The sequence below is a fragment of the Lacticaseibacillus thailandensis DSM 22698 = JCM 13996 genome, from assembly GCF_001312865.1.
Classification (GTDB): Bacteria; Bacillota; Bacilli; order Lactobacillales; family Lactobacillaceae; genus Lacticaseibacillus; species Lacticaseibacillus thailandensis.
This window is the reverse complement of sequence record NZ_BBER01000001.1, coordinates 656,767-675,850: the sequence shown is the minus strand read 5'-3', so window position 1 is coordinate 675,850 and position 19,084 is coordinate 656,767. Positions and strand designations below refer to the sequence as shown.

At 52.1% G+C, this 19,084-nt stretch carries 19 protein-coding genes and 4 pseudogenes; 20 read left to right on the top strand and 3 right to left on the bottom strand.

All coding sequences use genetic code 11. The features are described from left to right. Positions 1–152: 152 nt before the first annotated feature. The 5 genes from JCM13996_RS03295 (at position 153) to JCM13996_RS03275 (ending at position 3,435) form a co-directional block, all read left to right on the top strand. Positions 153–983, top strand: coding sequence for a YitT family protein (locus tag JCM13996_RS03295; protein WP_054749580.1), 831 nt, complete (start codon positions 153–155; stop codon positions 981–983). 214 nt (positions 984–1,197) lie between these two features. Beyond that, positions 1,198–1,728, top strand: coding sequence for a translation initiation factor IF-3 (gene infC, locus JCM13996_RS03290; RefSeq protein ID WP_156321835.1), 531 nt, complete (start codon positions 1,198–1,200; stop codon positions 1,726–1,728). A gap of 27 nt (positions 1,729–1,755) precedes the next feature. Continuing rightward, complete coding sequence (gene rpmI / locus JCM13996_RS03285) at positions 1,756–1,956, top strand: 50S ribosomal protein L35 (RefSeq protein ID WP_054749578.1); 201 nt, start codon at positions 1,756–1,758, stop codon at positions 1,954–1,956. Between the two features lie 53 nt (positions 1,957–2,009). Then, positions 2,010–2,366, top strand: coding sequence for a 50S ribosomal protein L20 (gene rplT, locus JCM13996_RS03280; RefSeq protein WP_054749576.1), 357 nt, complete (start codon positions 2,010–2,012; stop codon positions 2,364–2,366). A gap of 238 nt (positions 2,367–2,604) precedes the next feature. After that, complete coding sequence (locus JCM13996_RS03275; protein ID WP_054749573.1) at positions 2,605–3,435, top strand: DNA/RNA non-specific endonuclease; 831 nt, start codon at positions 2,605–2,607, stop codon at positions 3,433–3,435. 192 nt (positions 3,436–3,627) lie between these two features. On the opposite strand, the gene trpX is transcribed toward JCM13996_RS03275, so the two are convergent. The 3 genes from trpX to JCM13996_RS03260 form a co-directional block, all read right to left on the bottom strand. Further along, positions 3,628–4,620, bottom strand: coding sequence for a tryptophan ABC transporter substrate-binding protein (trpX, locus tag JCM13996_RS03270; RefSeq protein ID WP_054749571.1), 993 nt, complete (start codon positions 4,618–4,620; stop codon positions 3,628–3,630). A gap of 423 nt (positions 4,621–5,043) precedes the next feature. Then, on the bottom strand, positions 5,044–5,910 hold the full coding sequence (locus JCM13996_RS03265; protein WP_082383778.1) for an NADP-dependent oxidoreductase: 867 nt from the start codon (positions 5,908–5,910) through the stop codon (positions 5,044–5,046). A gap of 109 nt (positions 5,911–6,019) precedes the next feature. Beyond that, the gene (locus JCM13996_RS03260) at positions 6,020–6,664 is read right to left on the bottom strand and encodes an HAD family hydrolase (RefSeq protein WP_054749567.1); all 645 of its coding nucleotides are present in this window, start codon (positions 6,662–6,664) and stop codon (positions 6,020–6,022) included. 236 nt (positions 6,665–6,900) lie between these two features. Here JCM13996_RS03260 and JCM13996_RS03255 point away from each other — a divergent pair. From JCM13996_RS03255 to JCM13996_RS03190, 15 genes and pseudogenes are all read left to right on the top strand, one after another. Next, positions 6,901–7,432: pseudogene (locus tag JCM13996_RS03255) on the top strand (YqeG family HAD IIIA-type phosphatase). Then, positions 7,419–8,541, top strand: a pseudogene (gene yqeH, locus JCM13996_RS03250) (ribosome biogenesis GTPase YqeH). Before JCM13996_RS03255 ends, yqeH begins: the two co-directional pseudogenes overlap by 14 nt. 38 nt (positions 8,542–8,579) lie before the next feature. Then, positions 8,580–8,684: pseudogene (locus tag JCM13996_RS12780) on the top strand (YhbY family RNA-binding protein); the annotation flags it as partial. Between the two features lie 61 nt (positions 8,685–8,745). Next, the gene (locus JCM13996_RS11500; protein ID WP_225353446.1) at positions 8,746–8,895 is read left to right on the top strand and encodes a hypothetical protein; all 150 of its coding nucleotides are present in this window, start codon (positions 8,746–8,748) and stop codon (positions 8,893–8,895) included. Positions 8,896–8,909: 14 nt separating this feature from the next. After that, positions 8,910–9,575, top strand: a complete 666-nt coding sequence (locus JCM13996_RS03240) for a nicotinate-nucleotide adenylyltransferase (protein WP_054749683.1) — start codon at positions 8,910–8,912, stop codon at positions 9,573–9,575. Further along, the gene (gene yqeK / locus JCM13996_RS03235) at positions 9,562–10,083 is read left to right on the top strand and encodes a bis(5'-nucleosyl)-tetraphosphatase (symmetrical) YqeK (RefSeq protein ID WP_225353426.1); all 522 of its coding nucleotides are present in this window, start codon (positions 9,562–9,564) and stop codon (positions 10,081–10,083) included. Before JCM13996_RS03240 ends, yqeK begins: the two co-directional genes overlap by 14 nt. A gap of 79 nt (positions 10,084–10,162) precedes the next feature. Continuing rightward, positions 10,163–10,524: pseudogene (rsfS, locus tag JCM13996_RS03230) on the top strand (ribosome silencing factor). Beyond that, a complete protein-coding gene (locus JCM13996_RS03225) occupies positions 10,521–11,258 on the top strand; it encodes a class I SAM-dependent DNA methyltransferase (RefSeq protein WP_054749565.1) in 738 nt (245 codons plus the stop codon). Before rsfS ends, JCM13996_RS03225 begins: the two are co-directional and overlap by 4 nt. A gap of 47 nt (positions 11,259–11,305) precedes the next feature. Then, the gene (locus JCM13996_RS03220) at positions 11,306–12,403 is read left to right on the top strand and encodes a nucleotidyltransferase family protein (protein WP_225353425.1); all 1,098 of its coding nucleotides are present in this window, start codon (positions 11,306–11,308) and stop codon (positions 12,401–12,403) included. A gap of 63 nt (positions 12,404–12,466) precedes the next feature. Further along, a complete protein-coding gene (locus tag JCM13996_RS03215) occupies positions 12,467–13,027 on the top strand; it encodes a DUF177 domain-containing protein (protein ID WP_054749563.1) in 561 nt (186 codons plus the stop codon). Positions 13,028–13,123: 96 nt separating this feature from the next. Beyond that, positions 13,124–14,542 carry an NADP-dependent phosphogluconate dehydrogenase gene (gnd, locus tag JCM13996_RS03210; RefSeq protein ID WP_054749561.1) on the top strand — a complete coding sequence of 473 codons (1,419 nt, stop codon included), beginning with the start codon at positions 13,124–13,126 and terminating at the stop codon, positions 14,540–14,542. A gap of 355 nt (positions 14,543–14,897) precedes the next feature. Next, on the top strand, positions 14,898–15,188 hold the full coding sequence (locus JCM13996_RS03205) for a hypothetical protein (RefSeq protein ID WP_054749559.1): 291 nt from the start codon (positions 14,898–14,900) through the stop codon (positions 15,186–15,188). A gap of 29 nt (positions 15,189–15,217) precedes the next feature. Next, the gene (locus JCM13996_RS03200; protein ID WP_054749557.1) at positions 15,218–15,454 is read left to right on the top strand and encodes a YggT family protein; all 237 of its coding nucleotides are present in this window, start codon (positions 15,218–15,220) and stop codon (positions 15,452–15,454) included. A 991-nt stretch (positions 15,455–16,445) separates the two neighbouring features. After that, entirely contained in the window at positions 16,446–16,610 is a 165-nt protein-coding gene (locus JCM13996_RS10780) for a hypothetical protein (protein ID WP_156321833.1), read from the top strand. A gap of 223 nt (positions 16,611–16,833) precedes the next feature. Continuing rightward, positions 16,834–17,757 carry a hypothetical protein gene (locus tag JCM13996_RS03190; RefSeq protein ID WP_054749553.1) on the top strand — a complete coding sequence of 308 codons (924 nt, stop codon included), beginning with the start codon at positions 16,834–16,836 and terminating at the stop codon, positions 17,755–17,757. Positions 17,758–19,084: the final 1,327 nt, after the last annotated feature.

The following is a 19,084-nucleotide window of genomic DNA, read 5'->3' as shown; positions in this document are numbered from 1 at the left end:
CGGTATTAATCGGTAGTCAGATCGAGTTAGGTCCTACTGGTAGCACGTGTCTCTCACTGTTTGCTCATGCCCGCTGGCGATTGCCACCTGGCCTTGGTAAACTAAAATTAGGAGTAGGAAATAGCAACGCACAGCACCAATGAGGTGACGATATGCGCACAATCAAAACTAACGCGTGGTACCGATTAGGGTTTATCACGGTGGCGCTAGCGGTGATTGCGGTGAGCATCAACTTGTTCTTTGCCCCGCACGGCGTCGCGGCCGGTGGCTCAACCGGTCTGGCTATCATTCTATTTGAAGTTTGGCGCGTGCCCGTTGCTTTGAGCACGATGGGCATTAACGTGGCCTTACTCATTCTGGCTTACTTCCTGGTGGACCGCGCCACCAGTGTCCGCATCCTGTATGGCAGTTTAATGTTGCCGGTCATTATGGCGGTGTTACCCATTACCAAAGTGGTGCAGGATAAGTTGCTCGCCATCGTGGTGGGCAGCATTTTGATTGCCATCGGTTTTGCCATGTTGTACATGGTGGATGCCTCTAGTGGCGGGACGACGGTGCCGCCACTGATTTTGAAGAAGCACTTCGGCATACGGACGGAAAATAGTCTTTTCGTTATTGACGTCGTGGTGTCGTCACTGAACATTATAGTTTCGGGGTGGGAGGCCTTTATTTTGGCGGCCTTCTCCCTATTGATTACGCGGATGGTGATGAATTATATTGCCACCGGGCTAGATCGCAAACGGATGCTGCACGTGGTCAGTGACCGCCAGTTGCCGACCATTATGCGGGTCATTACGGACACGTACGGTGCGGCGGTGACGACGGTATTGGTAGCAGGAGATGACGCCGGTGACGGTCGGGACGTTTTGTTGGTCGTGACGGACCAGCCGGAATACAAAGATGTGGTGCGGCTGATTCACAGTTTGGACGTGCACGCACTGATTATTTCGGCTGAGGTCGCCGACGTGCACGCGGGGCAGTGAGCCCAACTGGTGGGAGCAGGCGCCACTTTCAGGTTCTGCTTGACTTTGGTGGGGTGGTCAGGTATGCTTTTATTTGTTGAGAAAAAGCAGAAGTTGCCCGCTTCTCGCCCACGTCACTGACCTCTAGGCTCTAATGTACGGATATACATGGATGGCGGGACGCTTATGCCCCGCCATCTTTTTGTTTTTTTCTCGGTAAACTAAGTGGAGGTGAATCGTTATAGCTAGAGATATGATGGTTAACGATGGGATCCGTGCCCGCGAGGTACGCCTCATTGCCGAAAATGGTGACCAGCTGGGCGTAAAGTCCAAGCAGGATGCCTTGAAGTTAGCAGACGATGCAAATTTGGATTTGGTCCTTGTCGCACCGAAGGCTAAGCCACCGGTAGCACGGATCATGGATTACGGGAAGTTCCGTTTCGAAGAACAGAAAAAGGAACGCGAAGCCCGTAAGAAGCAAAAGACCGTCAGCATCAAGGAAGTTCGGCTCAGTCCTGTGATTGAGCAGAACGACTTTAACACCAAGCTTAACAATGCCGTTAAGTTCCTGAAGAAGGGCGCCAAGGTGCGTGCTTCTGTCCGGTTCCGTGGGCGTGCCATTACCCATAAGGAAATTGGGCGTCAAGTCCTGGAAAAGTTTGCGGCCGCCACGGCAGATATTGCCACGGTTGAGACGCACCCAAAGATGGACGGGCGGAGCATGTTCTTAGTGCTTTCCCCGAAGGCTGACCAGGACAACAAGTAGTAACACATATTTTTAGGAGGAAAAATCATGCCTAAGTTCAAAACTCACCGCGCTTCTGCCAAGCGTTTCAAGCGTACTGCCAGTGGTCTCCTGAAGCGTGGCCACGCGTACACATCCCACCGTTTCCACGGTAAGACGAAGAAGCAGCGTCGTCAGTTGCGTAAGTCTGGCTTGGTATCGACTAGTGACATGCGTCGGATCAAGAAGATGGTTTCCGGTATCAAGTAATTGTTCCGACAATTACTGCTCGTAGTTCATGTTTTTTTTAGGAGGAATAAATTATGCCACGTGTTAAAGGTGGAACAGTTACTCGTAAGCGCCGCAAGAAGGTAATGAAGCTCGTTAAGGGTTACCGTGGTTCTAAGCACCGTTTGTTTAAGGCCGCTCACACCCAGTTGATGGTTTCATACCGTTACGCATTCCGGGACCGTCGTGCAAAGAAGCGCGAATTCCGTTCTCTTTGGATTGCCCGGATCAACGCGGCTGCGCGTCAGAACGGCATTTCTTACAGCAAGTTGATGCACGGCATGAAGGTTGCCGGCATCGACATGAACCGTAAGATGTTGTCCGAATTAGCCATCAACGACCCAGCCGGCTTTACGGCGGTCGCTGATGCCGCTAAGGCAGCCATCAAGTAATCAAATCGTGGTGCCAATTGCTTTGGTTGGCAGCATGAATAGCGTATTCCCCGAGGGAATGCGCTTTTTTTGATACCGCAGTTTGCTGGCTGTCTAGCCATCACTCGTCAGTGCGCGGTATCACTTGGTTTGGGGGGACGACGTTTCGACGACCGTGATTCTTGTCCGCACTGAGGTAGGCGCATAATCCTAGTGTCCGTGATATGATGAAGGTATCAATTTTCTGGGGGCAAACAGCATGGCACGTAGACGACGCGGACGGGCGCGTAAAAGCCGGATTGGCGGCATTATTGCCGTCATTTTAATTGTATTGTTTGGGTTATACCGTAGTGGCGCGTTCGCCGGCGTGCTGAACCGGGTCGGACTTACCAGTAGTATTACCGCGCAGACCACTGGCACCAACGCGGTGGATCAGAAGGCCTATAAGCAATTGGCTCAGCTGACCTTTAGTTCGGGCGGCAAACCCGTCATTCAGGTCAACCACGGCCAGAGTACTTTGACCGCCAGTACCTGGAAGAATAGCCACATTGATTATGGCAATCTGGACCGGCTGAACCGCACCACCACGAATACGGCGTACCTGAATAAAACTAATCTTGGTAAAAGCGCTGGCCGGCCAAGCCAGGAGTGGACGCCGACTGGTTGGCATTATAACCGTAGCGGTCAAACCGAAATCTATAATCGCGGTCACCTGATTGCGTACACCTTAACGTTTAACATCAACGCTGATGGCCATTATGAGCAGGGGGCCGAGGGTAGTTCAGACAACCCGAAGAACCTAGCGACACAATCGGCCTACGCCAATCAAGTGTTGATGCAGATCTACGAGGGCAAAGTGCGCCAGGCGCTGGAAGATGGTCAGCAGGTGATTTACCAGGTAACGACCGTTTTCCGTGGCGATGAATTAATGCCACGAGGGTACTGGGCGCAGGCGCTGTCGACGGACGGCTCGCTGAACTTTAACGTGTACATCTTCAACGTGCAGCCGGGTTACCAGTTTAACTATACGGATGGCAGTGTTCAGGCCGATGCGGCCATGAAGGTGGATGAATCCGGACTGGATAATTAATATAATTGATTATCGATTGGGCTGGCTGCGCAGGCCTCCCTGGTGTTAAAACTTTAGCTTGTGGGGTCAGGGGGCCCTAGCGCAACCACAAACAAACCGCCGCGTCACGCGCGCTACCAGTAGGGGTTGGTAGGTACGCGTCGCGCGGCGGTTTGGTAATTGAAGAATTATCCACTAACTAGATTACGCGTGTTAGAAGACTTCGCCGTTCTTCTTGGCGCCATTCACGATTTTAGCGGGTAGTTTTAGCCCCAACTTTTTGGCCTCACTTCGGTTGATGACGTAGTGGCCCTTGGTGACCATCTTGACTGGGTAGGTAGCCGTCTTTTTGCCCTTCAGGACCTTACCAGCCATCTTGCCGGCTTCTTCGCCGAGTTTGAATTGACTGACCGCGTAGGCAGCCACGCCACCGTCTTTGACCATCGTGTCGGCCGCCGGAATGACTGGGACCTTCTCGTTGTTGGCGGTGTTGACCAGGGTCTTCATGGCGGCAGCTACACCGTTGTCCTGTGGTGCGTAGATCACGTCGCACTCACTAGCCATCTTACTAGCAACCTGCTGCATATCATTGGTGTTACTGATGGCGTACAGCTTGTATTTGAGCCCTTCCTGCTTGCACTGTGCCGCCATGCGTTTGGCGTTGAAAGTTCCGCCGTGGTCCGACGTGGTGTAGATGATGCCGATTTGCTTGCTGTGCGGTACAATTTCTTTAATTAATTTCAGGTGCTGACTGATAGGGGAATCACCGGACGTCCCGGTGATGTTGGCCCCAGGATGCTGATCCGACTTGACCAGCTTGCTGCCCACTGGATCGGTGATGCCGGCCAGGATGACGGGATGTTGACCGTTGGCAGCGCTAGCGAGGCCCTGCGCCGCGGCAGTCGCAATGCCGACGGTAAGGTCAACGTGCTGGCTTTCAAAGCGGTCACTCATAGTTTTGATGTTGCTCTGGTCGCCCTGGGCGTTTTGAAAGTGAATCTTGACCTTGTTACCCTTGTAGCCCTCTTCAGCCAGACCTTTGATTACGCCCTTGTGGATTTGGTCCAACGCGGGGTGTTCTAGCTGTTGCAAGATGCCGACGGTGGGGACACTAGTGGCACGAACGTCTTGCGTGTGGATGCCGACCAAGGCGGCCACGGCCAGGGTAGTAATGGTCAGTAGTGCGGTAGTAAACTTCTTCATCATATTTTCCTCCATGACGGGGTGGACACCCCCGATTGATCACGACCAACTTTTGTGGGTACAAAAAAGGGGCAAACCAGCAGTTACTCTGGTTTGCCCCTCATTGTTCGGGCCGCCAAAGTCTGCCGCGGATTCCGCGGACAGGCTTGTGCGTATGTCACACAAAAGTTGCCGGCGCGGATACAATCCTGTTTGCCAGGCTGTATCCGTCCGAAACGAACACAACCGACTAGCGCCAGCTTTGCCATGAAAGGTTGATTGAACTTTGTGTGTGTTTACGCATCGTGACGTCCTCCTTCGTTGATTAATTGGCCCTAGTATACGCAGGGCCCAAACTAGGTGTCAAGTATAAATTTTGGTAATGATCAAATTAATTTTTTTACCCAGTCAACCAAGACGTAATTGCGGGTGTGCGCTCGTTGCCAGTTAGTCGGTTTCCTCTAGTTCGGGGGCCACGCATACAATTTTGCCCGCGCCGTGGCGGGTTAAAATCAATTCGTGGGCCGCGATGACGCCGGCCAACGTCATCGGCAACTTGGTGGCAATTGGTAGGCGGATACCTTCGCCGGATGCGCTGGCGGCTTGTAAGAGGGCAAACGCCGCGGGTACATCAGGCCGGGGCCCCACGCCTACTTGCAGGTAGGTCGCGCTGGGTTTGACGGTCTTATCGACGGTGCTGAAGGCCACACTCACGTATTGCCCTTTGCGTTTCAGCATTCGTACCCCGACACCATGATCGTTACCCCCGGCACTGGCATTGACCACGTAGTCTGCCTGGTTGGTAAAGCGCGCACCGACGTCTTCGAGATCATAATGACCAATTTCGTCCGGATTGAACCTAGTCAGGGTCTCGTGGTGGTGGCTGTGGGCAATGGCAATGGTCCGGAGCCCCAGGTAGTGGGCCAGTTGGAGCACGATGCTCCCGACACTCCCAGCGGCTCCGATGACCGCGATGGTGTTGCCGGGTTGAATTTGGAGCAGCTCACGGAGAATGGTGTGGGCCACCACCGTGGACTGTGGTAACCCGGCAGCTTGAACCACAGGAATACCATCAGGGATGCGGGCGACTTTGTTCACGCTTGCGCGCACGTACTCGCTGTAACCACCGAGTGGCCGGTAATTCAGCACTTGGTCACCCACGGTGAGGTCAGTGACGCCGGGGCCAATCGCAGTGATGATTCCCGCCACATCAACGCCGGGCACAATGGGGAAATCTAGGGGCCGGTCCTTAGCGGCAGCGCCTGAACGCAAAGCAGCATCGTAAGGGTTGACGCCAAAACCCAAAACGCGGATTTGGACCTGCCATCATGGGGTTGGGGAATTGGGGCCTCAATGGTCGTAAAGACCTCAGGCCCACCAAATTGATTGAAACCGAAGCGTAACATATGGATCTCCTTCTTCGTTATACGTGTGCAGTCATATCAGCCAGGTCGAGAATTGATTCTGGCCGTGTGAGAAAATGGTCGGCATCCGTGAAGCCAGCCAGGTTATGTGCCCCCCAGGTGGCCACGGCAAAGTCGACGTGTGCAGCTTTGGCACTCTGCATATCCGTCACGGTATCACCAATGTATAACGTCCGGCCGTGGTCAGCTGGCAATTCCGCCAGCGCGCGGAGCAACGGATCGGGTGCCGGCTTGGGCGCAATGTCCGGTGAGTAGGTGACGATGGTGTCGAAGTAGTCGTTGAGGCCAAACCAAGTAAATTCGTGTTCCAGCTCACTCGCCGTTTTGGCGGTGATGATACCCATCATGATCCCACGGTGTTGCAAGTGGGCCAGGGTCCGCCGCATGTTGGCGAATACGTGAACTTGTGTCTGCCGGTCCGCAGTTAATTCGGTCCACACCTTGTCGACTTGCTTCTGCTCGGTTGCAGTGAGATCGAGGGCTTTCAGCGTTTGGTCACTGGGAATCCCCAAAGAATAAAGTAGCTCATCGTGGGTCTTGTGCATTCCGATCGTTTGGACGAGCGCGTCTTGCAGCGCACCAATGATGACGTCCTCGGTATCGATAATGGTGCCGTCGATGTCAAATAAAATAGTCGCGTACATAATGTGCACCTCCTAGGGCGGTTTTACGTCACTGTAACCGCTTACCATCATCATAACCTATTGCGGGGACGGGGCCAAGTAATTCACACGGGCTAATTGCATTTTTGGGTGGTTTCAACCAATTGTTTAGTTGTGTGGATGCGCGGGTGGGTCCACGTGGTTGCGGGGTTCGCACAATACGAGGTTATTGGGTATAATGAAGTGATATATGTATAGATAGACGAGGAGAAAGAACTTTGTCATTACTAACCCCAACATGGCTGGTCGGTGCCATTTACACCATCAAGCCGGCAACGCTAAAAAAACCAGGGTGTTAAAGCCGTGCTGACTGATCTGGATAACACGCTGATTGCATGGGATAACCCCGACGGTACCCCGCAACTGCGTGACTGGTTAGCAGCCATGCAGGCGGCTGGTATCATCGTCATGGTGGTTTCTAACAATAACGAGGAGAGGGTGAGCCGTGCGCTACAACGCTTAGATCTGCCCCACCAGTCGCGGGCGCTCAAACCGTTACCAACGGGGATCAAACAGGCGATGCGGCGTCTGCACTTGCAGCCGGACGAATGCATTATGGTTGGGGATCAGATTTTGACCGACATGATTGCGGGTAACCTGGCGCACGTGCGGACTGTCTTGGTGCGGCCGTTAGTGCAGACTGACCAATGGAACACGCGCATTAACCGGTTCTTTGAGCAATTTATCATGTTGGGAATGCGTCTGCGCGGACGCTTGGAATACAAGGAGGATATTAATGCCCGAAAGTAACACCGAAACGCTGTATTGTATTGGCTGCGGGGCGGCCCTACAGACGACCGACCCGCAAGCGGCGGGGTATTTACCGGCGGCCAGGTTGGCCAAAGTGACCCCTGACGACACGGAGATCTACTGCCAACGCTGCTTCCGATTACGCCATTATAATGAGATTCAACCGGTATCGTTAACGGACGACGACTTTCTGCGGCTACTAAACACGATTGGGCAGGAAGACGCGCTGATCGTTAACGTCGTGGATATCTTCGACTTTAATGGCAGTGTGATTCCCGGGCTACACCGGTTCGTCGGTGATAACCCCGTGATTCTGGTCGGCAACAAAGCTGACGTGTTACCCCGTTCCATCCGGCGGGGGCGCGTGCGCAACTGGTTGGAAGTTCAGGCACACAGTCAGGGACTTCGGCCAGTGTCAACCGTGCTGATGAGTGCTAAAAAGCCGGCGGATATTGACCGCTTGTTGACGGTTATCGACCGGTACCGCGGGGATCGGGACGTCTACTTTGTGGGTGTCACGAATACGGGCAAGTCCACCCTGATTAACGGCATTATTAAACAAACCAGCGGGGTGCAGGACCTCATCACCACTTCACGGTTCCCGGGCACGACTTTGGACCGCATTCGCATTGCGTTGGACGATGGTCATGTTGGTAGATACCCCGGGGATCATTCACCGGCACCAGATGGCGCATTACTTGAGCGCTAAGGACCTCAAGCTGGTGGCACCAACCAAGGAAATTCGGCCGAAAACCTTCCAGCTCGAGCCGGGGCAAACCCTGTTCCTGGCGGGACTGGCCCGCTTTGACTTTGTGCACGGTCCGCGGTCAGGTTTTACCGCGTACGTGGATAATCAGTTGTTGGTGCACCGCACCAAGTTGAGTAACGCCGACGACTTCTATGACCGCCAGCGGGGGCAGTTATTACAACCGCCGCGTCCCGAGGATTTGGCGGACTTCCCGCCATTGGTGCGGACGGAGTTCACCCCCAAAGAAGAATCTGACCTCGTTTTTGCCGGGTTAGGCTGGATCACGGTGCCAGCCGGTGTGACCGTTGCCGGCTACGCTCCGGAAGGGGTCGACGTACTGATACGTCCGGCGTTGATTTAATTAATGACAATGAGCACCATTAGAGGAGCAAAGAAACTATGTTAACGGGAAAACAAAAGCATTTTCTGCGTAGCCGCGCCATGACCATGAAACCCTTGGTCAACGTGGGCAAAAACGGGCTGACCGACCAGTTAGTCCAGTCAGTGGCCGCGGCTGTTGAAGCACGCGAGTTGGTCAAGATTAGTTTGCTGCAGACGGCTGAGTATGGGCCAAAGACGTGGGGAGTTACCTCCAGCAGCTTTGCCCGGGTTGGAAATTGCGCAGACGATCGGGCGCATGGTCGTGGTGTATAAAGTGGCGGCTAATCCCGACCACCGGCACTTGTCAGAACAGGTCAACGAACTGGGGCGCTAAACATGACGGCACGGATGCAATCACAGACAGTCAAGCTAACGCAGCCGCTAATTAGTGCGGAAGTGGTCGCCGAGGTCCGGGCTAAGGTACTGGGTGATAATCACCGCAAGCAGGTGGGCTTGTTTGGGGGCACCTTCAACCCAGTGCACACCGGTCACCTCGTCATGGCGGATCAGGTTGCTAACCAGTTGGGCTTGAGTAAAGTTTACTTCATGCCGGATGCCACACCACCGCACGCGGATACCAAGACGGCAATTGATGCGAAGTACCGGGTGGAGATGTTACAAGCGGCGATTCATGATAACCCGTTGTTTGATTTGGAGTTGTGCGAGGTCGAGCGTGGTGGCGTCAGTTACACTTACGACACCATGCGCTATCTGCGCCAGCGGCATCCCGACACCGATTATTACTTCATCATTGGTGCCGACATGGTAAACTACCTGCCGACCTGGAAAAACATTGACCAGTTGGCTAAAATGGTGCAGTTTGTGGGGGTCAAGCGCCCGGGTTATCCGCCTAACAGCAAGTACCCGGTACTGTGGGTCGACGCCCCGTTACTCGACATTACTTCTACAGCCATTCGGCACCGGGTTGCCAAGGGGCGGAGCATCCGTTACCTGGTACCCGACTGTGTGGAGGCTTACATCCGGAAGGAGGGACTATACCTTGACGAAGATTAGTTATCCCTCGACTTTGACGCACGGCTTGAGCCGGACGGAAATCTTGACGCGGATGCACGACCGGCTGGACCAATCCCGCTTTGATCATTGCGTGCGCGTGGAGGCGGCGGCTCGTGATTTGGCTGTCCGCTTTGGCTTGGACGTGGACCGGGCCGGACTTGCTGGCTTGTTGCACGACTACGCCAAACAGGTTCCAGTTGCTGATTACCTGCGGGTGATTCAACGGGAAGATTATAGTGATAAGCTGTTGCGGTACAACCGGGGGATTTGGCACGGGGTCGTTGGTACGTACTTCATTCGTCGGGAGCTAGGTATCGATGATGCGCAGGTATTGCAAGCCATTGAACGTCACACGACGGGGAACCCGCATATGACGCCCCTGGACATGACGACGTTTGTCGCGGATTACATCGAGCCATTGCGGCACCTACCGATGCAGGTACAAGCGCGGCGGTTGGCCCAACATAGCCTGACAGCCGCGACCATTGCGGAACTCCAAGCACCCTGACGTACTTGATCGGACGGCATCAATTAGTGTATCCCCTAACTTTGAAAACATTTAACGCATTAGTCACAAAGGAGAACAAATGACAGATAGTAAGCAGATTTTAGCGACGGCCGTCAAGGCGGCTGACGATAAGCGCGGTGAGGACATCGTGGCATTGGACATGAGTAAGGTCAGCCTCTTGGCCGACTACTTTCTCATCATCACGGGTAACAGTGAGCGCCAGGTGATGGCAATTGTGGACAATATTGAGGACCAGTTGGCCATCGATGGTGTGCAAGTCCGCAGTATTGAGGGCCGGAAGGGGTCCAAGTGGATCCTGATGGACTTTGGCGACGTAGTCATTCATGTCTTTACCCCAGACGAACGTAAGCAGTACAACCTGGAACAGTTCTGGCAGGATGCCCAATGGTCGACGTACAGGAATGGATGGCTGCTGAATGATTTATACCAGCTTTGCACAGGTGTACGACCAGTTAATGGACGACACCCTCTACGATGACTGGCTAAACTACGTGCGCGCGCAGGTGGCACCCAGCGGGCAACCATTGCTGGAACTGGCTGGTGGTAGTGGCACCCTGGCGGTGGCATTACAACAAGCGGGCTACGACGTGACGTTATCCGATCTCAGTGAGGATATGCTGACGCTGGCGGGTCCTAAGATGGATGCCGCCGGAGTCGACTTGCCCATCATCCAGGCCGATATGCGCTACTTGGGCGACATTGGTCCCTATGCTGTGGTGACGTGTTTTGATGACTCAATATGCTACATGCCAGATCTGGCGGACGTACAGACCACCTTTGGGCAGGTGGCGCACGTGCTGCGTCCGGGTGGGCGCTTTATGTTTGATGCCCACTCGTTACACCAGATGGACGATGTTTTCCCGGGATACATGTACAACTATCAGACCGAAGATTATGCTTTCATGTGGCACAGTTACGTTGGCGAGGTACCACACTCGGTCGAGCACGACCTGACGTTCTTTGTGTATGAGGAGAACCTGGATGCCTACAAGCCCTTCATTGAAACGCATAAGGAGCGAACGTATCCCATTAGTGACTTCACGGACGCGTTGGTGGCGGCTGGATTTACTGATATTCAGGTGACCGCAGATTTTGGCCGCCAAGCGGTTGCCGCCGATAGTACCCGCTGGTTTTTCAGTGCGGTTAAGGGCTAATTTATTGGTATTAAACTTATTGAACCATGGTATTAGGAGGGAAAGCCATGCAGGCTGTAGGCGTGGTTGCTGAATTTAATCCGCTCCATAACGGACACGTGTTCGCCCTACAGGTTGCCCGTCGGCGGGCCGCTGCGGATGTCGTGGTGGTGGTGATGAGTGGCAACTTTGTGCAGCGGGGCGCACCGGCCATCCTGGATAAGTGGACACGCACCCGTTTGGCCCTCACTGCTGGGGCGGACCTGGTGGTGGAATTGCCCGTGTATGATGCCGTGCAGTCGGGCAATCAGTTTGCGGCTGGTGCATTGGCCCAATTAAGCGCGTTGGGTGTGTCGCAACTAGCCTTTGGGACTGAAGCGCCCGAGTTGGATTACGCGCAGTTGGCCGAGCGGATGCACGCCATGATGGGTCAACGGCGTGACGAATTTCACGACTATACCCAGACCTATGCCAGCCAGTTGGCCGCAGCGATGACGGCTGTTACGGGTCATGCAGTGAAGGCGCCCAACCAGATGTTGGGCGTCAGTTACGCGATGGCTAATTTAGCGTTGACTCATCCGCTCACGCTGTTACCGTTTGGCCGGGCGGGCGTTGACCACGATGCCGCTAAGCCCCAAGCTGTGGCTGGCACCACTATGGCTAGTGCCAGCGCCATCCGAGAGCGAGTACACGCTGGGGCTGATGTTAGGGCATTAGTTCCGGCCGCTACGGCCACCGCGTTACGCCAAGGTCCGATCTTGGCGTGGCGGCAGTTATGGCCCTTACTACGCTACCGGTTACAAACTGCTAGCCTTGATGAATTGGCTACCATTGACCAGGCGACCGAGGGACTAGAGCACCGGTTGCGCGCCGCTGCAATTGGTGCCCATGACTTTGACGACCTGCTCCGGCGGGCAAAATCAAAACGTTATACTTACGCGCGGTTGCGGCGACTGGCTTTGGCCATCACGTTGAATTTGCGGCACGGGGACGTGGTGGCGGCCCGCCGTCAACGCAACGTGCATATTTTGGGCTTTAACGCGGTCGGGCGAGCTTACCTGAAACAAGTAAAGAAGCAAGCTCCATTGCCCTTAGTGAGCCGCGTCAGCCGTGATATGCTGAAGCCGGACGGATCGTTTGATTTAATCGACCGGGCGGACGCTTGATCAGTACCCTGACGGGGTACGAACAGAATTATGGGCGCGTGCCCATCATGGAGGATTTAAATAATGCTTAATTGGTCAACGAGTACGTTAACTCAGTACCAAGATGAACCGTTAAAATTTAAGGAGACCGTAGACATCAAACAGGATTTGATGTCCCGGAACGCGGATATTTTGGACCTGGCAGCCGTCCTAGTTGACGGGTACGTCTTTTATAGTCGCGGGGACTTTGCGGTGAACGTCACCATCACCACGACGGTGACCCTGCCCTCCACGCGCAGCCTGACGCCGGTACAGGTGCCATTGCACTTTACCTATGATGAAGTGTACTTGACGAATCCGGCGCACGCTGACCAGTATGACGAAGATGACTTGGTGTTGCCATTAGCGGCGGACCACCTGGACTTGTTACCGAGCGTTGGCGACAACCTATTGCTGGCACTGCCCAGCCGGGTATTGACCGCCGAAGAGCAGCATGCCACAACACTACCAAGTGGGGATGGCTGGGGCTTGATCACTGACGAGGAGTACGCAAAGCAGCAACAGGCGGCCAAAGAAGCGCGGAGTCCCTTTGCCAAGTTAGCGGGGATGTTTGACGACAGCGACGATGACGCTAACAAAAAGTAAAGGTCACACGTTGCAATCGGTCACAATTCTGATACGATAAGGGAAGAGCAATTTGCACCGTCTGCGGACGGAACTACCTAGGAGGTAAGTCACAATATGGATACACCACAAATTGGCGTTGTTGGTATGGCCGTAATGGGGAAGAACCTGGCCCTCAACATTGAGAGCCGGGGCAACACCGTCGCGATTTATAACCGGACTGGTTCGAAGACCAAAAAGGTCGTTGAGGACCACCCAGATAAGAAGTTGGTTCCAAGTTACACCGTTGAAGACTTTGTGGCATCATTGGAAAAGCCGCGCCGCATCATTATGATGGTTAAGGCGGGCAAGGCGACTGACGCTGTGATTGGTCAGTTGCTGCCACTGCTGGACAAGGGTGACGTGTTGATCGATGGTGGGAACACCTTCTTTGGTGACACCATGCGCCGTAACGCTGAACTGGACAAGTCCGGTATCAACTTCATTGGTATGGGTGTTTCTGGTGGTGAGCTGGGTGCCCTTGAAGGCCCATCATTGATGCCGGGTGGCCAGAAGGAAGCTTACGACCTGGTTGCGCCAATCTTGAACCAGATCGCTGCTAAGGCCGAAGATGGTGAACCGTGTGTCACCTACATCGGCCCTAACGGTGCTGGTCACTACGTCAAGATGGTCCACAATGGGATCGAATACGGCGATATGGAACTAATTGCCGAAAGCTACAACGTGATGCGTAACCTGGTCGGCATGTCGGTCGAGGAAATTGCCGATGTGTTCAAGGAATGGAGCAAGGGTGAACTGAGTTCCTACCTGATCGACATTACTGCCGAGATTTTGACCCGCAAAGACGACTTGGGTTCCGATAAGCCAATCGTGGACTTAATTTTGGATGAAGCCGGCAACAAGGGGACTGGTAAGTGGAGTTCACAGTCCGCCCTTGAGTTGGGTGTACCCCAGAGTGTGATTACGGAATCCGTTTACGCGCGGTACATCAGTGCCATGAAGGACGAACGTGTGGCTGCCAGCAAAGTATTGCCCAAGCCAGTGGGTAACGTGCAGATCGACAAGCAGGCCACGATTGAGATGATTCGCAAGGCCCTCTACTTCAGCAAGTTGATGAGCTACGCCCAGGGCTTCGAGCAGATGCGCGTTGCCAGCGAGCACTACGACTGGAACCTGCAGTACGGTGAATTGGCTAAGATCTGGCGTGCCGGCTGCATCATCCGTGCGCAGTTCCTGCAGAACATTACGGATGCCTACAACAAGGATCCGGAACTGAAGAACCTGCTCTTTGATGACTACTTCAAAGACATTGCCCGCAACTACCAGGAGGCTGTTCGTGATCTGGTCGGTTTGGCCGTCAAGGCTGGGGTGCCAGTACCAGGGTTCTCCGCTGCCATTAGCTACTACGACAGTTACCGTGCAGAAGTGCTACCGGCTAACCTGACGCAGGCACAGCGTGATTACTTCGGGGCCCACACGTACAACCGGACTGACCGTGAAGGGGTCTTCCACTACACTTGGTACACCGAGCAGTAACAATTAATACCAACTAAAAACAAGCCGGATGGCGTCAAACGGGCATTTACGTTCGCCATCCGGTTTTTTGAGTTGGCTTGAATTGGCTTTAGTAGGCTCCGAAAGGGGAACATTGGGCGGAACGTCATTTTTGTTCCGCCCGGCAGCGTGTACCTGGTGACAGTCTGCTTTGCGTTGGCCAACAACACATTTGTCTAGTTAGGCAGTTACCAGTGTAGTTTACTGTATATTCCCACTTTTTTTTGCCCCTGGCCAGGCCGGTATACGTTTCCATCCTGGCCGTAGGGTTTGCAAAAGGGTTATACTATATTTACTGAAACCATTTCGGCGGTGAGCAATGATGGGGGTTAAACCAGTGTGGATGTATATTGTGGACGTTGTGTTAGCGGTGGGAATCATTAGTCTCATTGTCGCCGTGAATCGACGTCGCCGGGCGCAGGCGGCCGGCCTGGTCGGCAAGCTGTTGGCGTGTGCGTTTGTTGTTCTAGGCGTCATGGCACTAGGCTTTAGCGTGTGGACCTGGGTGCAAGTGTTCACCAATGAACACGAGTGGCGGTCGTTGATGGTAGCCGGCATTTTTGCAGTTGCGCTCACGTACGTTTACTGGATGGTTCTGGGTAAACAGGTGCGGCAACTAATACGTTAGTGGCAAGGTCGAACAACGGAGGTACACCCATGTATTTATTACTCAGTTTGATTAGTTATTTGCTTTACCTGTACGGACTGGCGTTTCTAATTTATTGCATCATGAGTTGGATTCCTGGCGCCACGCGCACGGCCCCGTTTGCGTGGCTGAGTCGCATCATTGATCCGGCACTCAATGCCATCCAGCGGGCGTTTCCGCGGTTGGATCCGATGTGGTCGGGCTTGATTTTATGGTTAGTGCTTTGGCTGTTGGGACGCATTATTTAAGTCGGTTCGTCAAATTAAAGATAGATGTTTGGACGCCATTGGTGACAATGGCGTTTTTATTTACCAATTGTTAGGCGAACTAGGTAGGCCTCGGTTTCTAATCTGGCTGTGCAGTTTTGGGTTGCAAGTCGCACTGCGCGGGGTCCTAACCGCTAAGTAAAGGATGCCTCCGTTCTGCTCTGCTCTTCCGGGCAAGTTCCGTGCCAACAGGAAGGCCCATAAAGCCCCTGCTTTTAACTACTCGGAAAAGTTTGTTAGTCAAAAGTTCTACGCGAACGACAAGGCCGGTGATCATGACTATGGGTACTTCTTTAAGGAGTTCGAATACAGCGGCAATTTTACCGTCCCGCTCATCAGCGGGTAAGCTATACAAAACGCCCCAAAGCGAAATTTCATCATTACCTAACGCTAACATGCCAAAAAAAATCTGAAGGCATCATGTCTAGAACGTTGAGTACGTCCCACAGTTTTGCCAACCCCACAGATTCGGTAGCGGGCGCTCAATCCTTGGGATGAGGGCGACGGAGGTATTGCTGGCCTTCGCTAGTTGTACTAAACTCATTTTTGCGTTAATTTTTTTCCGAACTTGGGTTTCGATTTCCATTGGTAGCATAATTTCCACCGCTTTTGTCAAAGCTTCTCGCAACGGTTTCAAGCGGTGAATGATTGTACAGATATGAAAATAAATATAATATCTATACTGACATTGTGTGGTATTATTTGGAGTAACCTATGCATACAAATGTATACAAACTTGGAGGAGAAGAGGTATGGAAGAGGGTAACGGACTAACGCTGAGGTCTAAGCTACTTGGTCTTCAGATTGTTTTATTGATTGGCATGCTGCTTTTTTTTCTGGCATTTGAACAGAACCCCCAATACTTCAAACGTGCTTGAGGGAAAAATATTTTCATATCAATTGTACTTGCGTCCCTATGACAAGTGGTCACCGACCGGTTATATAGCTTTTGGAAGCAAGCAGGATAATTTTGGTGTTCTCTGGTATTTGGATCAAAAAAAAGGGCGACATAGAAGAGCTGAATAAAGAGGGAGAAATTGCCATTGACCTAACCAATGCTTATAAATCTCATCACCTGTATTGGGATACGGGCGATGATGGCTCTTCTATCTCTTTACCCAATGGTCTTGCATTGTAGAGTCGCCGGGTAATCCCATTATGGGGCCGCGTTCTTATTGGGTAACAAAGACTTCAGGGATATTCAAGAAAACGATATATTGCACCGATGATGCTACTGATGATGAGGGAAACTCGCGAACAACTCGAGAAAGATTGGTTGAAGTTGGGCGCATAAGGCAATAAATGGCGATGTCCTTAGCTAATATATGCCTGTTTGGATAGTAAGATTCTGGGAGGATAAAATGTTTAAACAAATTGCCATTGTTTGCCTACTTTCTGTGGGATTAGTCGGCTGCAGTTCAAACCACATGAGTAACGCCGAGAAGTTACAGCAGTCGCGCGAGTCTGCCAGCTCAGCTGTTGAGTCGTCCAGAAATAAGAAAAAGGATGCAGTAAGTATTGCTTCAAAAACGGTGTACTACCATCAGCTGAATACAGCTGAACGCAAAGAAGTAACATTTGCCTTCCAAGCTTCCTCCGACACTACAGCCGCTGATTCTGGTCAAGCACAAAATGCGCCGTCGCCTTACACGGTAGACATGCAGGTGACGAATAAGTCTGACAAAACAGTGAAGCTGGATGAGTCAAAGATTGTTTGGCTCATGCCCAACTCCGATGTTGATCCAGTTACGTCTGACAAGACCAGGGTGTTAACGATTAAACCCAATACCAGTAAGAATGTGGTAGGGCTATTCTCAGACTTCAATAACCAGAACTTTGTTGACACCGGTGCCTTTTGTTATTTGAACCTAGACTACAAGCTAGCCTATAGCTATCGCGCGTATAAAGATGGTGGTGTGACTTCTAAAAATTTAACCGATAAAAAATTGATAGCCATGAATACACCAGATGATGATAATAGTAGCGATACGGACTCGGCCGCTGATTCAAGTATTGAATCAACACCTGGTGAGGATACTAGTGCAAGCATCAAAGTTACGCCCGGCAGTCAGTATGAAAACTTTGCTTTTACGAATATATCGGATCGGACCATTACCATTAATACTGATGCTATTCTACTCATGGTCGACTCAGAGTTCGTGGATATGCCTAGTGACATATTGGCTGATGGCGAGGTTGTGCTAAAGCCTGGTCAGACGCATGTATATGGCAACTTTTTTTTGGTGATGCCAGTCAGACTGGTAGTCGCCTGTCCATCTCTTTAAATCACGGTGGGAATGAGCTCTGGAGTAGTGATGATAATAGCGAGAACGGTAATTAGTTGTTCTTTAGGTGAAACTGCACACAGCTTACGTTAGTGATATGTAAAGACTTTGGAGCCAAGTGTGAGTATAATCAACATGGAGTCGACAGGTATGAGACAATTTGGTGGTAATGCCACCCAATAGGGCTTAGAGTTCCCTAACATATATTCCCATCATGCTCTCACAAAAAAATTGCAGAAATATAAAAATTCAACGTAACACAATGTATCACCTTAGGAATGTATATGTAATTGTGTCTTTGACCCATAATGGGGGACTGTAAATAACAGTCCTCTTTTTTTAGATACAAGTAAAAACGCTTGCTTAGTGCACATTAACAACGAATTGGGGTGCAGTACTAGCCGTTAGACTTACAAGACAAAATTCACAACCTGATTAGTACCGTCCATGAGGTAAGGGGTACTTAGAAAATGACCAAGCACAAGCTAAGTAAGTATTGCTACTGGTAGCCTTAGCTCTGGAAATTGTTGGTCCGCCACCATTCAGTGCATGTACGTGATATTCGGGTAGATTTGTCAGTGCATAATGACGCCCAAGTTGTCTTGATGCTGATAACTCTGACAAGTTTGCTGTGACTCAAGTTGGTGGCACCTGCGGCGATAGCTATGGGGAAAAAGCGCGTATAACATGCAGGTGTCCAGCACCATTCCCGCCAAGAAGTGTGCGGATGTTTACGTTTGGGACCAAGTAGGTAGCCCCATAGTTTTACAAGAGCAGGCTATGAAACATTTTTGTCCAAAGTAAGAACACTCAAAGGTTCAATAGTAGCGAGTAGCGCTAAAATATGAAGCTGGCGCCAGCGGTAATAAGCCAGGTAATACTGCTACAATTATGTATGAAATGGTCCGCATGGGTGAGCTGGTGGACTAGCATTGCCAGCAACTACTGTCTAAACATGCGGAGCCGGACATTGGCTGGGGATAAGGCAGACTAGCTGTTAGTTACCGTTGGTCTCAGTTCTTTTTGTCTCAGTTCTTTGCTAATTGTTGTCAGTTGTCTCTAAGCAGCTCAGAATCATACACAGTCTACCCATTTACTGGTGTAGGAGTACAGTAATGTGTGATATCTCCTTCCGGGCACAGACTTGCCCGTGTTACCATGCGTGGGAATTTGAGTTGTTTTTGCTTTTACCTGCAAATACGGTGCTGACACACATGGCCACGTGTCACGCTGATTGCTCAGAAAGTCGTCTACTACTTGACCTTTCGGTCTCTAAGTCCGCCGGGTAGCCGTCCCCCAAGTTTCTTGTCTGACTGGTGCTTGGGGG

Bases quoted from the DNA above. Each gene is read 5' to 3' on its own strand.
- JCM13996_RS03240 (WP_054749683.1), top strand. From the start codon at position 8,910: ATGCAATCACAGACAGTCAAGCTAACGCAGCCGCTAATTAGTGCGGAA.
- JCM13996_RS03220 (WP_225353425.1), top strand. From the start codon at position 11,306: ATGCAGGCTGTAGGCGTGGTTGCTGAATTTAATCCGCTCCATAACGGA.
- rplT (WP_054749576.1), top strand. From the start codon at position 2,010: ATGCCACGTGTTAAAGGTGGAACAGTTACTCGTAAGCGCCGCAAGAAG.
- JCM13996_RS03200 (WP_054749557.1), top strand. From the start codon at position 15,218: ATGTATTTATTACTCAGTTTGATTAGTTATTTGCTTTACCTGTACGGA.
- JCM13996_RS03260 (WP_054749567.1), bottom strand. From the start codon at position 6,664: ATGTACGCGACTATTTTATTTGACATCGACGGCACCATTATCGATACC.
- rpmI (WP_054749578.1), top strand. From the start codon at position 1,756: ATGCCTAAGTTCAAAACTCACCGCGCTTCTGCCAAGCGTTTCAAGCGT.
- JCM13996_RS03215 (WP_054749563.1), top strand. From the start codon at position 12,467: ATGCTTAATTGGTCAACGAGTACGTTAACTCAGTACCAAGATGAACCG.
- JCM13996_RS11500 (WP_225353446.1), top strand. From the start codon at position 8,746: ATGGGCCAAAGACGTGGGGAGTTACCTCCAGCAGCTTTGCCCGGGTTG.
- trpX (WP_054749571.1), bottom strand. From the start codon at position 4,620: ATGATGAAGAAGTTTACTACCGCACTACTGACCATTACTACCCTGGCC.
- JCM13996_RS03275 (WP_054749573.1), top strand. From the start codon at position 2,605: ATGGCACGTAGACGACGCGGACGGGCGCGTAAAAGCCGGATTGGCGGC.
- JCM13996_RS03295 (WP_054749580.1), top strand. From the start codon at position 153: ATGCGCACAATCAAAACTAACGCGTGGTACCGATTAGGGTTTATCACG.
- JCM13996_RS03190 (WP_054749553.1), top strand. From the start codon at position 16,834: ATGTTTAAACAAATTGCCATTGTTTGCCTACTTTCTGTGGGATTAGTC.
- gnd (WP_054749561.1), top strand. From the start codon at position 13,124: ATGGATACACCACAAATTGGCGTTGTTGGTATGGCCGTAATGGGGAAG.
- JCM13996_RS03225 (WP_054749565.1), top strand. From the start codon at position 10,521: ATGATTTATACCAGCTTTGCACAGGTGTACGACCAGTTAATGGACGAC.